This window comes from Bradyrhizobium amphicarpaeae (genome assembly GCF_002266435.3).
GTDB lineage: Bacteria > Pseudomonadota > Alphaproteobacteria > Rhizobiales > Xanthobacteraceae > Bradyrhizobium > Bradyrhizobium amphicarpaeae.
Map to the genome: position 1 here is coordinate 1,293,862 of NZ_CP029426.2, position 14,166 is coordinate 1,308,027.

Annotated in this window: 16 protein-coding genes and 1 tRNA gene; 5 read left to right on the forward strand and 12 right to left on the reverse strand. The window is 63.9% G+C overall.

What is annotated here, in order from left to right; all coding sequences use genetic code 11:
- The first annotated feature begins 427 nt into the window (after positions 1-427).
- Positions 428-504: transfer RNA gene (locus CIT40_RS06290), tRNA-His, on the forward strand.
- A gap of 44 nt (positions 505-548) precedes the next feature.
- On the opposite strand, the gene CIT40_RS06295 is transcribed toward CIT40_RS06290, so the two are convergent.
- Together CIT40_RS06295 and CIT40_RS06300 are read right to left on the reverse strand one after the other, a co-directional pair.
- A complete protein-coding gene (locus tag CIT40_RS06295) occupies positions 549-1,151 on the reverse strand; it encodes a mobile mystery protein B (protein ID WP_094895075.1) in 603 nt (200 codons plus the stop codon).
- The gene (locus CIT40_RS06300; protein ID WP_094895076.1) at positions 1,148-1,615 is read right to left on the reverse strand and encodes a mobile mystery protein A; all 468 of its coding nucleotides are present in this window, start codon (positions 1,613-1,615) and stop codon (positions 1,148-1,150) included. The genes CIT40_RS06295 and CIT40_RS06300 overlap by 4 nt, the downstream gene beginning before the upstream one ends.
- Positions 1,616-1,939: 324 nt before the next feature.
- Here CIT40_RS06300 and tenA point away from each other — a divergent pair, with 324 nt between their 5' ends.
- Positions 1,940-2,605 carry a thiaminase II gene (gene tenA / locus CIT40_RS06305; protein WP_094895077.1) on the forward strand — a complete coding sequence of 222 codons (666 nt, stop codon included), beginning with the start codon at positions 1,940-1,942 and terminating at the stop codon, positions 2,603-2,605.
- A gap of 53 nt (positions 2,606-2,658) precedes the next feature.
- Here the strand turns inward: tenA and CIT40_RS06310 are convergent, their stop codons facing one another.
- The 4 genes from CIT40_RS06310 to CIT40_RS06325 all read right to left on the reverse strand — a co-directional run bounded on the left by CIT40_RS06310 (position 2,659) and on the right by CIT40_RS06325 (position 6,668).
- Entirely contained in the window at positions 2,659-3,063 is a 405-nt protein-coding gene (locus CIT40_RS06310) for a nuclear transport factor 2 family protein (protein ID WP_094895078.1), read from the reverse strand.
- Between the two features lie 347 nt (positions 3,064-3,410).
- Entirely contained in the window at positions 3,411-4,349 is a 939-nt protein-coding gene (locus CIT40_RS06315) for an AEC family transporter (protein WP_094895079.1), read from the reverse strand.
- Positions 4,350-4,575: 226 nt separating this feature from the next.
- Entirely contained in the window at positions 4,576-5,499 is a 924-nt protein-coding gene (locus CIT40_RS06320; RefSeq protein WP_094895080.1) for an HpcH/HpaI aldolase/citrate lyase family protein, read from the reverse strand.
- A gap of 2 nt (positions 5,500-5,501) precedes the next feature.
- Entirely contained in the window at positions 5,502-6,668 is a 1,167-nt protein-coding gene (locus CIT40_RS06325; RefSeq protein ID WP_094895164.1) for a CaiB/BaiF CoA transferase family protein, read from the reverse strand.
- Between the two features lie 484 nt (positions 6,669-7,152).
- On the opposite strand from CIT40_RS06325, the gene CIT40_RS06330 reads away from it, so the two are divergent.
- The gene (locus CIT40_RS06330; RefSeq protein WP_094895081.1) at positions 7,153-7,497 is read left to right on the forward strand and encodes a hypothetical protein; all 345 of its coding nucleotides are present in this window, start codon (positions 7,153-7,155) and stop codon (positions 7,495-7,497) included.
- 384 nt (positions 7,498-7,881) lie between these two features.
- Positions 7,882-8,559 carry a ParA family protein gene (locus tag CIT40_RS06335; protein ID WP_028150667.1) on the forward strand — a complete coding sequence of 226 codons (678 nt, stop codon included), beginning with the start codon at positions 7,882-7,884 and terminating at the stop codon, positions 8,557-8,559.
- A 77-nt stretch (positions 8,560-8,636) separates the two neighbouring features.
- On the opposite strand, the gene CIT40_RS06340 is transcribed toward CIT40_RS06335, so the two are convergent.
- The 5 genes from CIT40_RS06340 to trxB all read right to left on the reverse strand — a co-directional run bounded on the left by CIT40_RS06340 (position 8,637) and on the right by trxB (position 12,525).
- The gene (locus tag CIT40_RS06340; protein WP_162307302.1) at positions 8,637-8,783 is read right to left on the reverse strand and encodes a hypothetical protein; all 147 of its coding nucleotides are present in this window, start codon (positions 8,781-8,783) and stop codon (positions 8,637-8,639) included.
- 130 nt (positions 8,784-8,913) lie between these two features.
- Positions 8,914-9,060 (reverse strand): hypothetical protein, encoded by a 147-nt coding sequence (locus tag CIT40_RS06345; RefSeq protein ID WP_167443328.1) that lies wholly within the window; start codon positions 9,058-9,060, stop codon positions 8,914-8,916.
- 203 nt (positions 9,061-9,263) lie between these two features.
- Positions 9,264-10,172 (reverse strand): 4-hydroxy-tetrahydrodipicolinate synthase family protein, encoded by a 909-nt coding sequence (locus CIT40_RS06350; RefSeq protein ID WP_094895083.1) that lies wholly within the window; start codon positions 10,170-10,172, stop codon positions 9,264-9,266.
- A 458-nt stretch (positions 10,173-10,630) separates the two neighbouring features.
- Positions 10,631-11,554, reverse strand: coding sequence for a LysR family transcriptional regulator (locus CIT40_RS06355; RefSeq protein WP_026201990.1), 924 nt, complete (start codon positions 11,552-11,554; stop codon positions 10,631-10,633).
- A gap of 5 nt (positions 11,555-11,559) precedes the next feature.
- Positions 11,560-12,525, reverse strand: a complete 966-nt coding sequence (gene trxB / locus CIT40_RS06360; protein ID WP_094895084.1) for a thioredoxin-disulfide reductase — start codon at positions 12,523-12,525, stop codon at positions 11,560-11,562.
- Between the two features lie 266 nt (positions 12,526-12,791).
- On the opposite strand from trxB, the gene CIT40_RS06365 reads away from it, so the two are divergent.
- A complete protein-coding gene (locus tag CIT40_RS06365; RefSeq protein WP_027547667.1) occupies positions 12,792-13,271 on the forward strand; it encodes an Lrp/AsnC family transcriptional regulator in 480 nt (159 codons plus the stop codon).
- Positions 13,272-13,569: 298 nt separating this feature from the next.
- Here the strand turns inward: CIT40_RS06365 and greA are convergent, their stop codons facing one another.
- Entirely contained in the window at positions 13,570-14,043 is a 474-nt protein-coding gene (gene greA / locus CIT40_RS06370; protein WP_027534300.1) for a transcription elongation factor GreA, read from the reverse strand.
- Positions 14,044-14,166 lie beyond the last annotated feature (123 nt).

Genomic DNA, 14,166 nt, shown 5'->3' on the forward strand with positions numbered 1-14,166 from the left:
CGTCCCGCCGAAGCCCTGGCGAAGGCGGACGCGCAGGCAACCGCCGGAGTGCACGCCTCGTCCTCCGAGATGACCGCTCCGCGGTCTCCCCGGGATGAGGCTAACGGGCGCCGGTGTCCGCTGGAATTGCCGCCGCGCACGCCACCGTCATCCTGAGGAGCCCGCGGAACGCGGGCGTCTCGAAGGATGGCCGCAGCGAGCCCTGCCAACTGAGGGCTTTCTCCTCAAGGGACTCCGCCTGCAGCGGGGGAGCGATACCCTCATCATCGCCATCGCCCCGATTTCCTCGCCCCGGGGGGGCAATTCCACCCGGTTTTTCACCCCATTGCGGCCTTGCCAAACCGGGCCGTTGCACCTAGTTTCCGCCCCGTCCAGCCCCCCTCGGTCGATGGCCTTTTCAGGTAGCCCAAGGGCGGCTCGCCAGGATGCAGTTGTAGCTCAGTTGGTTAGAGCGCCTGTCTGTGGAACAGGAGGTCGGTGGTTCGAGCCCACCCAACTGTACCAGTGCCCGGAGAATGCGACCTCAGGTATTTGGTGGCGTCACCGCCTCAGAGATCATCTCTCCGCCCAACGAACTCCATCAACGGCCCAATGTCATCCCGGTCCGCGGCCCTAAGCGCCGCGATGTACGCAGCACGCCGCTCGTTCATCTGCTGAAGATCGTGTCCGCCCGCCCAATCGATCGGCTTGGCCTTGTAGACGCGGACCAGCACTGCATCCGCCATGATACGGGCGTGCCTGCCGTTGCCATTGGGAAACAGGTGAATCTTGACGAGGCGATGGTGCAACCGGATGGCGGCTTCGGAAGGCGGATAGGTTTTGTTGTCGGCCCAATACTGGGCGTCACCCATGAGGGTTCGAAGCTCCATGGGAATGTGGATCGGATCGATGCCGATGTTCTTTCCGGTCGTTCGAAACGTTCCCGCCCAGTCCCAGACGTCACCGAACAGGCGCTTGTGCAGGGTGACGGCGAAGTTGTCGGTCAGAACGTGCGCCTTCTGCCGACCAAGCCAAAGCAGGCCGGACACGATGTTGGCCTGCTCCAGTTGATCCAGCTCGCCTTGCGTCGTGATGTGCTTATGCTTGAGCCCGCCAAGCTCGTTGGGATCGAGCGGCGTCGCACCCTCGGGGTACTGTAGATTCCCGATCACTGATCGCGCCAGAAATTCGGCGGCATTTCCAGCGCAAGCTCACGGGCGAGTCGTTCGACTTGCTGGGCGATCTTGTCGTCCGGCAGTTTCTGGTTTTCGAGGGCCATGTGCTTGCTGGCCGTATCGACGATGGCCGCAGCCTTTTTTCGAGCCTGGGCAGCAATGAGATCCTCGACATCTCCTGATGCCGGAATGATCGCATAGACGAAGCGGCATCCCATCGCCTCGGCTGTCGCCTGCATCGATTTCAGGGTGATGCTGCCGGAGAGTTCGGCGCGTTCTGCGGTGGTGACGCGCGCGCGGGTGACCCCCATCGCCTTTGCGACGTCCGCGCCCGACATGCCGAGCGCGCTGCGCACCGTGCGCAGCCAGCCTTCGGGCGGCGTTTTCATGCCGGCAATGCGTGCGGCAGCGGCACCGACGAGGTTGCGGTACTGCTGCTGAACGATCTTTTTGACACTCATTTGTCGACCCGCATGGCTGAACAGAGATCCACATTGGATATTTATATATATCCAAACATGAAGTAGATGAATACGGAAATATATCCATATCTTTATTAAGTGGGTATATTTAAGTATTCGATATGGGCCGAGTGGTTCCAGAAGTTCCTACGGCAGGACTCACTTTTAAGGGGGCCGGCCTCGATCGGCGGCAGGTCGAGCAGTTTTGCCAGCCTGAGTGCGGCGCCGGCATCGCCAGCGCTGTCACGTAGCTCCTCGGTTCGCTATGCAATACCGGTAGTGAGCCAACGACGTTCATCGACAAGCAAGCAGGCAAAAACCATCGTGAGTTTTTTCGAGCGTCTCAAGACATCAGCACCCGCCGAGTGGCGGGCCTACACCGAGCATCCCTTCACGAACGGGTTGGCCGACGGCTCGCTCCCAGAAACTGCGTTTCGTCATTACCTCGTTCAGGACTACCTTTTCCTCATCGAGTTCGCGCGCGCCTACGCGCTCGCGGTCTACAAGTCGCCCAGCCTCGCCGACATGCGGGAGGCCGCGACCGGCCTGTCGGCCATCCTCGACGTCGAGATGAACCTGCATGTGAAGCTCTGTGGCGAGTGGGGCCTTTCCGCGAGCGACCTTGAGCAGGCCCCTCCGGCGGCCGAGATGCTGGCCTATACGCGCTACGTGCTGGATGCGGGAATGCGCGGCGATCTGCTGGCGCTCAAGGTGGCGCTTGCGCCTTGCGTGATCGGGTACGCGGAGATTGCGACGCGGCTTGCCTCGCTCCGCCATGCGGACGCCGCGACGAACGCCTATCGCGTCTGGATCGACGAGTACGCCGGCGCGCCGTACCAGGAGGTCGCTGCCAACGCGCGGGCGCATATGGAGCAACTCGCCGATCGCTACGCCACGCCGGCCCGCGAGGCGGAGCTGATTACGATCTTCAAGGAAGCCACCCGGCTCGAGGCGGACTTCTGGGAGATGGCCTGGCGTGCAGGCAAGTGAGTTACCGAATTGCGGTGACCGCGCGCGGAACTGCTACGGAGCTGCATCCCCTCTCACGCAATCATCGCCTTGATCTGCGCCGTATCCGCAAACTCGATCAGCTCCGCGATCTTTCCGTCCTGAAATCTGAACAGGTCCAGGATCTCCGTGCTGACCGTCTTCCCGGTCGGGTTGTATCGCACATTGACGCGGCAATGGATGGCGACGCGGTCGCCGTCGACCAGCTCGGCCAGGATCTCGCGGCCCTCGAAGCCGAAGCCGGCGGTCAATTCAGTGAAGGCTGCGTGCAGGGTCGCGCGGCCCTCCATGCGGCCTGTCATTTCGAGCGCGCTCTTGTCACCCATCAGGGTGAAGGCGCCCTCGGGATGAAAGGCCGTTACCACGCCGTCGGTGTCGCCACCGTCGCGCGCGGCGTAGGCGTCCCGGATCAATGCGAGCATGTCTTCGCGGCTTGCCATGGTACCCTCCCTGCAACAGGTGTCTTGGCAATATAGCTACCTTTGCGTGCAATGGCAAAATCGCCGGGATGATGCCGCCAGGGGCCCGTCGGGATCGGTCGTTTTCGTTCCGTGCATTCAGCAGAAAACAGCAGCCCGCCCGCCGAACCTTTTCGTGCTCTCGCGTGTTTGAACTGCGGCAGGATGAAGCAAGGGAGCTGAGACATGAACGGGATTATCTATCTGGTCGGACTCGTCGTCGTGATCGGTGCGGTACTGTCCTTCCTGGGCCTGCGTTGATCGCTTAGATGCTGTCCGAGGCCGCGCGGCGTCGTCCGCGCGCCCCGGGCATCCGCGCGTTTGACGCGCTACCCCGCCACCACCCACACCACCACCGGCAGCGTCGCCGCCGCCAGCAGTGTGCCTAGCGCCACCGCGCCCGAGACCGGGTTCACCAGCCGCTGATACTGCACCGCGAAGATGTAGGCATTCGCGCCGGTCGGCATTGCCGCGAACAGCACGACGACGCCGGCGGCAATCGGCGGTAGGTCGAGGAGTCTTGCCAGCACGAACGCGGCGGCCGGCATCGCTGCCAGCTTCAGCGCGCACATCACCAGAATACTCAGCTTCTCGCCCTTCACCTCGAACCGAAACAGGTTGATGCCGAGCGCGATCAGCGCGGTCGGCGAGCCCGCCTGCGCCAAGAGCTCGATGGTGCGGTCGACCACGGGCGTCAGGCCGAGGCCGGTGAAGCGCCAGACCACGCCGAAGCCGATCGCCAGCATCAGCGGGTTGCGGGCGAGGTCGGCGAGCACGGGGCGGATCACCGTGAGCGGCGAGCCGGTGCGTTTGCGATTGACCAGCTCCATCTGCAAAATGCCGCAGAGCCAGAGCAGCGGCGTGTTCACCGACAAGATCAGCGCCATCGGCCCCGCGGCCTCGTTGCCGAGCGCGGAGAGCACGAGCGGAATGCCGAGCATCACGATGTTACCGTAGACCGAGCCGATCGCGAACACGACGCCGTCCTCGCGGTCTTCACGCCGTGCGCGGAGCAGCACGGAAATCGCCAGCGCCGCGATCCAGATCAGCGCCAGAGCGCCGTAATAGGTGCCCCACATCCGCCAAGGGCTGACGTCGGGGAATTCGGAGACGACGATGGTGCGGAACAGCAGGGCAGGGATCGCGATGCTGAAGGCGAATTCGCTGATGCCCTTGTGCGCGCTCTCGGAGACGAAGCGAAACAGCACCGCGGCATAGCCTGCCGCGATCAGCGCGAACACCGGCGCGACGATCAGCAATGTGGACATGCGTGCTTACGACTCCAGGGCTATCGCATATGAGAGCTATTCCCGCGGCCATCCTTCGAGACGCCCGCTTTAAGCGGGCTCCTCAGGATGACGACGGAGTGTGTGATTTCAGTTCAAGAACGCGCCGACGCTGATGAGCCTCATCCTGAGGAGGCGCGTTAGCGCCGTCTCGAAGGACGAGGCGTGCGCACCGGCCGCCGTTACAAGTCATGTGTGATTACCCGCGCTACGATCCCAGCCCGATGATCCGGCGCGCCATGCGCACATTGGCATAGTCGATCATCTTGCCGTCCAGCGTCACCGCGCCCTGGCCGTTCGCTTCGGCCTGCTCCATGGCCTCGACGATCCGCCGCGCCTGGTCCAGCTCCGCGGCCGTCGGCATGAAGGCGCGCAGCGTCGGCTCGATCTGGTCGGGGTGGATCACCTGCTTGCCGTCGAACCCCATCGCCGCGGCCTTTTGCGCGCTGGCCTCGGTCAGCCTTTCATCGCGGAACGCGCCGCAGGGGCCGTCGATGGCCTGAAGGCCGAACGCACGCGCGGCGACCAGAAGGCGCATCATCGGATAAGCGAACAGGTCGAGCGGGGCTGAGGCGTAGCCGGTCTGCGCCGAGCCGACATGGCGGTAACCGTCCGGCGACACGCCGATGTCGGAGGAACGGGCGCCGATCGATGCCGCGAAATCGCCGACGCCGAGATGAAGCGCGGCAATGCTGTCGTGACAGGCAGCGAGCGCGTCGACATTGACGAGGCCGAGCGCGGTCTCGATCAGCAAGTCCAGCGCGACCGGCGCGGTACGATCGGGCGCGGCCGCGCGCATCTGCTCGGCGATCGCGGCGATGTCGCTCGGGCGCTCCGCCTTAGGCACGATCACCGCGTCCAGCCTTGGCAGCGCCGCCAGCGCGCGGATCTCCTGCGCGATGAAGGGGCTGTCGACGGCGTTGATCCGCACCGTGACGCGCTTATCACCCCAGTCGAGCGAGGCGAGCGATTGCACGGCCTCGTTCAACGCAAGGCTCTTCTCGGACGGCGGCACCGCGTCCTCGAGATCCATGAACACCGCATCCGCCACCGAGGCCGCCGCCTTGGCGACGAGACGGGCGCGATGCGCGGGGACCGCCAGATAGGCCCGCATGGGCCGCAGCGAAGCCATCGTCAAATCTCCTTCGCCAGACCGAGTTCGTCGAGGATGGCCTGGTTGTGCTCGCCCACATCCGGCACCGGATCCATCCGCGGCTTGAGGCCCGGAATGGTCAACGCGGGCAGGAAGCTCATCACCGGCCCGCATGGCGAGCCCACGCTCTGCACGCGGGAGCGCGCGTGGAGTTGCTCATGCGCCAGGAACGCCTCGACCGAATTCAGATGCGCATTGGCGACCCCGGCCTCGTCCAGCAGCCGCAGCACCGCCTCGCTGGTCATGGTTGCAAAATGCCGCTCGATATGCGCCTGCAACTCGTCGCGGTTCTGCATCCGCAGCGGATTGGTGCGGTAGCGCAAATCGTCGGCAAGTGCGGCATCGCCGAGCACGATGCGGCACAGCGAGCGCCATTCCCGGTCGTTCTGGATGCCGAAGAAGACGGTCGTGCCGTCGCCGACCCGGAACGGCCCGTAGGGCGCGATCGTCGCGTGCCTGGCCCCGGTGCGCGGCAGTGGCCGTCCGGTGCTCTGCGTGTAGAAGGCGGGGTAGCTCATCCAGTCGGTGATGGAGTCGAACAGCGAGGCCTGAAACGCCGTGCCCTTGCCGGTCCGCTCGCGCCGATACAGCGCCATCAAGACGCCGTTGAGGATGTACATGCCCGTGGCGATGTCGACCACCGACAGCCCGACCTTGGCCGGCTCCGCCTCGGTGCCGTTGATGGCGAGCACGCCGGCCTCGCATTGGACCAGCAGATCGTAGGCCTTCTTGTCGCTGTAGGGGCCGCCGGTGCCATAGCCCGACACGTCGCAGGCGATGATGCGCGGGTATTTTCGTAACAGTGATGCGGCATCGAGGCCGAGACGCTCGGCCGCGCCCGGCGCCAGGTTCTGGATGAACACGTCGGCCTGCGGCAGCAGGGCGTCGATCACCCCGCGGCCGTCCTCGCTCTTGATGTCGATGGCGAGGCTTTCCTTGGACCGGTTGGTCCAGACGAACTGGCTCGACATGCCGTTCATGACGTGGTCGTAGTCGCGGCAGAAATCGCCTGCGCCCGGCCGCTCGATCTTGATCACCCGCGCGCCCCAGTCCGCGAGGTGCCGGCTGGCCAGCGGCGCTGCGATCGCCTGCTCGAGCGAGACCACGGTGACGCCCGCCAGCGGCAGCTCCGCTTCATTCCCTTCCATGAAATCGCTTCCCTTCGTGCGCTTTTCGACCAGCGCAGGAGACAGGCCGACCACCCCACGCGCATCTTTTTGATGATGGCATCATGCTCCCGTTTTGCCCGACGAGTCAAATCTGACTTCGCTAAATCCTAAGGTGAAATGCGTAAGGTTTCCCGGGACTTGGCTACTGTGCATGGGGTTGTTTTCTCGTTTTTGGTTGAGGGCTTCCCGGCTGTCTTCTCCACTCTCCCATCTGTCGTCATACCCGGGCTTGTCCCGGGCATCCACGTCCTCAGTGCTGCGTGGCCAGCGTGGATGGCCGGGACAAGCCCGGCCACGACGTCGCGGAGAGTTCCGCGTCTCGAACGCTCTCCGAACGACTGCGGGTAAGGTTGCCGCGCCCTGTTGCCGAGACCGCACAGCTTCGACCTTTCGCATCCCCCCTCGTTGCCAACGAACCCCCGTTCACCCACTATTCCCTCCGACTCGACATGTGGGGGGATCGATGCCGGCGCTTCGCTTCAAGACATCCTTGGCTGCTGCAACCCTGGGGATGGCCCTGGCCGTGCTGGTCCAGCCCGGTGCCGGCTTCGCCTACACCCCTGAGGAGCAGCAGGCCTGCTCGCCGGATGCGATGCGGTTGTGCAGCGAGTTCGTTCCGAACGTCGATGCCATCACCGCCTGCATGATCAAGAAGAAGGCGCAGCTGTCGCCGCAATGCGCGGTGTTCTTCCGCCGCGGACCCGAGCCGGGCGAGGCCCGCGCCGGCAAGCCGACCAACATCGCGCCCAAAACCGCGAAGAAGAGCACCAAGCCGGCGGCCAAGAAGAAAAAGACCACCGACGGCTGAGCGCGGGACACAAGCGTTCCCTGTCCGAAACCTTCGTCATGTCCGGCCATCAGCTCCGCGCCAGCCCGCGGACTCCTTTTGTTCGCGCTGGCCGTGCGGATGCCTGCGGCAATTACCAGCGTGCGATCGAAAAGGTGCGGATGAGAGTTTGCGCGGGAGGGTTGCATCCCGATTCGACTCGCAGGGCTGCTCAAAAAACGCACAGATGCGTGCGCGCACGGCGTTTCATTGCAGTCGGCATCTCGTCCTGCGACGCAGTGTGACTCAAAAGCCAACACGCCTTGTTATTTCGTGGCTGTAACGCAACTCACGATAAATTTTTCTTTCACGAATCAGCGCGGTGATTCATTTTCGCGGTCTGGGGTCAATCTGGAGGCCGAAGGTATGAACGTCATTGTTTTCGCATCGCGTAAAGGCGGCTCGGGCAAGAGTACCCTCGCCGCACATCTTGCCGCACAGATCAAGGCGAGCAAGCAGGTCATGCTTGTGGACGCAGACCCGCAGGGCTCGCTGACACTGTGGCACAAGCTGCGCGGCACCAACGAACCGCCGATCAAGGCGGCCGTGAACTCCGTCAGCGGCATCGTCTCCGCTGCCAAGCGCGACGGTTATGAGTGGGTGTTGATCGACACGCCGCCGAACCTCTCGGCCGTCGTCGACGACGCGATCAAGAACGCGACGATGGTGGTCATTCCGGCGCGTCCCGGCGTGTTCGACGTCAACGCGGTGCAGGAAACCATCCAGATGTGCCGCGCCGCGCGCAAGCCCTACGCGGTCGTGCTCAACGGTGCGCCGGCGCGCCGCGACGAGTCCGAAAGCCCGATCGTCACCATCGCCCGCGAAGCGCTGGCGAAGTTCCGCGCTCCGGTGTGGGGCGGCCAGATCACCAACCGTTCGGATCTGCTGATGGCGCTGAGCCACGGCGAAGGCGCGCGGGAATATCAGGCCGAGAGCCGTGCGGCTCAGGAAATCGCAAGGCTGTGGGCGGCGATCGAGCGTTCAGTCAAGGCCATTCGCGGCACGGCGTCGGCGTCCGGCGCAATGCACAAACAGGCTGCTTAATTTCATTATTCATTTCCCCGGACGAAAACGCGCGGTGACTGTCCGCGCGTTTTGCGTTTTCGGGATCCGCTGAAGGGCTACGCCACCATCAGCATGTAGAACACGATGACCGGCGACAGCGTCAGGATCACCGACCAGATGCCGACGGCCCAGAGAATGTCCTCGGTGGTAAAGCTCTGCTGACCGGCGTCGTAATGCGACGCCATTTCATTATGGCTATTCACAAATGCCCCCCGCGATTTCTTCGCTTGGGCGTGACCATAGACCGGATGTTTTAAGATTCCGGCGGGCAACCCCGCTCGCATTTTGAGCGCATTTGTGATCCCGGTTTAACCATCCGCGCGAGTCGCCGTCTCAGGCGAGCCAGACCCGAAGCAGCAGCACCGGCATCAGGCCGAGCATCACGGCCCAGAACCCGAACGACGATACGACGAGAATTCCCTGCAAAAGATCGGCCGGCGCGAATTGCTGCGCGGCCGTAGGCCGGTTGCGATGCCCCATGGTCATTCCCCCTGTGAAAAGTCCTTGAGCAAATGATAGGCGCGATTGCGTAAACGAGGCGTGGATAGGGAATGCGGCGGGTGCGAAGGCCATTGAGGTGATGTTAATCACAACGCAAATCGTGCCATTCCCACGGGCGTCATTCCGGGTTCGCGACTTCGTCGCGCCCCGGAATGACATGCGGTTGACGTGAAGAGCGTCAGCTACGCCGCAACCTTGGTCCGCCGCTCGATCTCGCGATCGATCGCGGCGGCGAGCTCGCTGCTCACTTCCACCATCGGCAGGCGCACCTCGGGGCTGTCGATCAGGCCGCATCGCCACAGCCAGTACTTCGCCGGCGCCGGGCTCGGTTCGGCGAACAGCAGCCGCGTCAGATCGGCGACCTCATGCCAGCGCGCCAGCGCCGCGTCGTGGTTGCCGCGCTTCGTTTCCGCATACACCGCCGCAAACGTCGCCGTCTCGACATGGGCGGACAGCACGATGCCGCCGTCGGCGCCGTCGACGAGCGCCTCGAAATAATTGGCGTCCTCGCCGGTGAGCACGCGAAATTCCTTCGGCCGGTCGCGCAACAGCGCGATCGATTGCTCGCGGCTCGCGCCGCAATCCTTCATGCCGACGATGTTCGGATGCTCGGCCAGACGCAGAATGGTCTGGTTGGTGATGTTCACCGAGGTGCGATAGGGGATGTTGTAGAGCGCGAGCGGCCATGCCGCGTGATCGGCAAGCGTCTCGAAATGCGCCAGCAATCCGCGCTGCGAGGGCCGCACATAATAGGGGCTTGCGATCAGATAGCCGTCGATCGGCCAGTCTGCGGTCTCGTCGAGACGGTCCTTCAGCCGCGACGTGTCCGCGCCCGACAGTCCGAGGCAGATCGGCAAGGTGCGCCGGCCCGCCGCCATCTCATCACGCACGATGGCGACGAGACGTTCGAGCTCGGCGTCGCGCAACGTCATGCCTTCGCCGGAGGTCGCCCCCAGGATGAGGCCGTCGATGCCTTGCGTGCTGTAATGCCGCGTCAGCCGCCGCAGCGATCGCTCGTCGAGCGCGCCACCCTGAAATGGCGTCACCAGCGGCAGCCACAGCCCGTGCAAATGATCTTCAAGTCCGGTCATGTTTCCATCTCCTTCTCGGGAAACCTGAGACGGAGGGCACATGAAAAAACCCCGTCCAGGCGGCGGGGTTTTCGGGATTGCAGCGATGACGAAGTCGGTCTAGCGCGCGCAAAATTCCGAGGTCCCCGGATGGGGGCCTTTTTTCGAGGCGATCGCCTTCGACGAGATTGCGCACGACTTCGTGATCATTTGCAAATGATGCGGGGTATGCCTGGAACTGTCAATACACGCGGAGGGCGAAGGTCGATTTGGACGAAAAAAAGCCGGGCCCAGAGAGCCCGGCTTAAGGTATTGGCCACGTGAGGCCGACACAATCACCTTCCAAGAGGGATTACTGAACTCCCGCGCCACTGGAGGAGGGGGACAAATGCGCAACGCGAAGGCTCAGCGTGCAAACAGTATGAGCTTGACGAGCGGCCCGCAGCAACAGCCGAGGCCGCATGTCAGTCATGCGGAAATCAGGACGGCCAGCGCTGCGCTTTGCTGACGACGAAGTCGCGGAACACCTGCACGCGCGCGACCGTCTTCAATTCCTCGGGATAGACGAAATACGTATCGAGCTGGATCGAATCGGACTCGCCGAACAGCTGCACGAGTTTGCTCTGTTCCTCGACGAGGTAGTCGGGCAGCGCCGCGATGCCGAGGCCCTGCTGACAGGCGCGGACCAGGCCGAGGATGTTGTTGACCCTGAAATAGGCTTCGCGCGGACCCGAGCCGTTGCGGCCCGCTTCGACCAGCCAGTTACGGTTCTGCAGATGCGGTGCGAAGTTGCCGTCCGAAAGCGTGATGATGCGATGGGAGTCGAGCTCTTCCAGCGTGCGGGGCGTGCCGAAGCGCTTGATGTATTCCGGAGAGCAATAGGCGTGGAAGCCCATCGCGAACAGCTTGCGCTGGATGAGATCCGGCTGCGTCGGCTTGCGGGTGCGGATCGCGACGTCGGCCTCGCGCATCGACAGGTCGAGCTCCTCGTCGGTGACGATCAGCGAGATCCGGATCTCCGGATAGAGCGCGGTGAACTCGCCGAGCCGCGGGATCAGCCAATTGATGCCGACGCCGGGCGTGGTGGTGATCTTGAGGTCGCCGCTCGGCCGCTCGCGGCTGTCGGTCAGCTTGGCGCGCGCCGCCTGGAGCTGCATGAACACGTCATGCGCGGTGCGGAACAAGAGGTCGCCCTGCTCGGTGAGGATCAGGCCGCGGGCATGGCGGTGGAACAGCGAGACCGAAAGCTCCTGCTCCAGCGCCGAGACCTGGCGCGACACCGCCGATTGCGACAGGCCGAGTTGCTCGCCCGCATGCGTGAAGCTGCCAGCTTCCGCCGCTGCGTGAAACACCTTCAGCTTGTCCCAGTCCATATCCGTAAATCCGTCGCGTGTTCGAGGCATGATCTTTATTCCGCTGCCGCGCGCTCGCTGGCGCGCAGGGCCAAGAAACGTTCGGCTTCGAGCGCTGCCATGCAGCCGAGGCCGGCGGCCGTGACGGCCTGGCGATAGGTTTCATCGGCCACGTCGCCGGCGGCGAACAGGCCGGGCACCGAGGTGGCGGTCGAGTTCGGGGCGACCTCGACATAGCCCGACGGTTTGAGCTTGATCTGGTCTTTCACGAGCTCGGTCGCCGGTGCGTGGCCGATGGCGATGAAGACGCCGTCGGTCTTCACGTCCGTCAGCGCGCCGGTCTTGACGTTCTTGAGGCGGACATGGGTGACCTTGTTGGGGTTCTCGGTGCCGCAAATCTCGTCGACGGCGCTGTCCCAGATCACCCGGATCTTCGGGTGCTTGAACAGACGCTCCTGCAGGATGCGCTCGGCCCGGAAGTGATCGCGGCGATGCACGATGGTGACCTTTGAAGCGTGGTTGGTGAGGTACAGGGCTTCCTCGACCGCGGTATTGCCGCCGCCGACCACCACGACCTCCTTGTTGCGGTAGAAGAAGCCGTCGCAGGTGGCGCAGGCCGACACGCCGCCGCCCTGGAATTTGACTTCGGACGGCAACCCGAGCCAGCGTGCCTGCGCGCCCGTGGCGAGGATCACCACGTCGGCGAGATAGACGTCGCCGCTGTCGCAGGTGAGGCGGAACGGCCGCTGCGAGGTGTCGAGCTTGATCACCAGGTCGGAGACGATCCTGGTGCCGACATGCACCGCCTGCTTTTCCATCTGCTCCATCAGCCAGGGGCCCTGGATCACGTCGGCGAAGCCCGGATAGTTCTCGACGTCGGTGGTGATGGTGAGCTGGCCGCCCGGCTGGATACCCTGGATCAGGATCGGCTCGAGCATCGCCCGCGCGGCGTAGATCGCCGCCGTGTAGCCGGCGGGGCCGGAGCCGATAATGACGACCTTTGCATGAACAGGAGCGGACATTCGACGGGCGCCTTTGCACGGGGGACTTGCAGCGCGGGCGCGGAACGTGCCGGGAGGCCTCGCGGAGGCGCTGAAATATCAGAGCTAATCTAAGCCTTCTGGTGAGCTATGCAAGAATTGCATTGCCTGGCGGCGGATTTTTCCAACAGGGAACAAAAGTCGATTGCGGTGCACGCGCAATAAAATTGCGCTATTCGTGCGGACTGGCTATGAGGATTGCGAGAAACCAACCCAATACCGGCGCAAAGGCCAGGAGTTCCAATCACGTGTCGCGGAACCTAGACGAGATCGACCTGAAAATTCTCACCGAGATCCAGGCCGACGGTCGAATCACGAATGTCGAACTGGCCAAGCGGGTCGGCATCTCGCCGCCGCCCTGCCTGCGCCGGGTCCGGGCGCTGGAGGAGGAGGGCTACATTCACGGCTATCGCGGCCTGCTGGATGCCCGCAAGCTCGGCTTCGACGTCACCGTGTTCGCCGCCGTGCACCTGTCCAGCCAGGCCGAGGCGGATTTGCGCGCCTTCGAGGAGTTCGTCCGCGCCGAGCCCCTGGTGCGGGAATGCTGGATGCTGTCGGGCGAGGTCGATTTCATCCTTAAATGCGTCGCCCCCGACATGGCGACCTTCCAGGATTTCGTCACCCATCTGACTGCGGCGCCGCACGTGCGGAATGTGCGGACGTCTCTGGTGCTGCACAATTCGAAGTACGAGGCAGCCGTGCCGCTGGATGTGAAGGGGCGGAGGTAGGGCGCCAGCCCGGCCTGTCTATTCCGTCATCCTGAGGCGCGAGTGATGGGGCGCGGAACGCCCCATCGGGAGCCTCGAGGGATGCACGGCCCGCGTCCATCCGCGTGTGGCAACAGCTGGGCCGTCGCCCTTCGAGGCTCGCCGAAGAGGCGAGCACCTCAGGGTGACGGTGAAAGAGTTGCGCTCGCAATGACGCACGGAGAGGGCACGATCTCACTCACGCAAACTCTGCGCAGATACAAAAAGGCCGCGCGGTGCGCGGCCTTTTCGAAACGACATCATATGCAGCGGAAAATACTTACCGCCACTCCACCTTGGTAATTTCATACGCCTTGGCGCCGCCGGGTGCGTTGACCTCGACGGTCGAGCCTTTCTTCTTGCCGATCAGCGCGCGGGCGAGCGGCGAGGTGATGGAGATGCGGCCCTTCTTGGCGTCGGCCTCGACCTCGCCGACGATCTGCCAGACCGCCTTCTTTTCGGTGTCCTCGTCGACCAGCGTCACGGTGGCGCCGAACTTGATGGTGTCGCCGGACAGTTTCGAGATGTCGATGATGTCGGCGCGCGCGAGCTTGTCTTCGAGCTCGGCGATGCGGCCTTCATTGTGGGACTGCTCTTCCTTCGCGGCATGATATTCCGCGTTCTCCGACAGGTCTCCGTGCGAGCGCGCCTCAGCGATATGCTCGATGATGCGCGGACGGTCCTCGGACTGGCGCTTCTTCAATTCTTCCCCGAGCGCGGCAAAGCCGCCCGCTGTCATCGGAACCTTTTCCATCTCTTCTCTCGTCCTTCGGTCACGCGCCCCCCACGACAGCGGGCGCGGCAACCTTGATTCGTCGGTATTCCCGGCGCTGAACACGCGGCCACCGGAACGTTATGTGGGCTTGGCGCCGGAACA

Excerpts from the sequence above, each read along its gene's own strand:
- CIT40_RS06300 (WP_094895076.1), bottom strand. The coding sequence starts at position 1,615 with ATGAGTGTCAAAAAGATCGTTCAGCAGCAGTACCGCAACCTCGTCGGT.
- CIT40_RS06310 (WP_094895078.1), bottom strand. The coding sequence starts at position 3,063 with ATGGCAAGCCGCGAAGACATGCTCGCATTGATCCGGGACGCCTACGCC.
- CIT40_RS06315 (WP_094895079.1), bottom strand. The coding sequence starts at position 4,349 with ATGTCCACATTGCTGATCGTCGCGCCGGTGTTCGCGCTGATCGCGGCA.
- CIT40_RS06320 (WP_094895080.1), bottom strand. The coding sequence starts at position 5,499 with ATGGCTTCGCTGCGGCCCATGCGGGCCTATCTGGCGGTCCCCGCGCAT.
- CIT40_RS06325 (WP_094895164.1), bottom strand. The coding sequence starts at position 6,668 with ATGGAAGGGAATGAAGCGGAGCTGCCGCTGGCGGGCGTCACCGTGGTC.
- CIT40_RS06330 (WP_094895081.1), top strand. The coding sequence starts at position 7,153 with ATGCCGGCGCTTCGCTTCAAGACATCCTTGGCTGCTGCAACCCTGGGG.
- CIT40_RS06335 (WP_028150667.1), top strand. The coding sequence starts at position 7,882 with ATGAACGTCATTGTTTTCGCATCGCGTAAAGGCGGCTCGGGCAAGAGT.
- CIT40_RS06345 (WP_167443328.1), bottom strand. The coding sequence starts at position 9,060 with ATGGGGCATCGCAACCGGCCTACGGCCGCGCAGCAATTCGCGCCGGCC.
- CIT40_RS06350 (WP_094895083.1), bottom strand. The coding sequence starts at position 10,172 with ATGACCGGACTTGAAGATCATTTGCACGGGCTGTGGCTGCCGCTGGTG.
- CIT40_RS06355 (WP_026201990.1), bottom strand. The coding sequence starts at position 11,554 with ATGCCTCGAACACGCGACGGATTTACGGATATGGACTGGGACAAGCTG.
- trxB (WP_094895084.1), bottom strand. The coding sequence starts at position 12,525 with ATGTCCGCTCCTGTTCATGCAAAGGTCGTCATTATCGGCTCCGGCCCC.
- greA (WP_027534300.1), bottom strand. The coding sequence starts at position 14,043 with ATGGAAAAGGTTCCGATGACAGCGGGCGGCTTTGCCGCGCTCGGGGAA.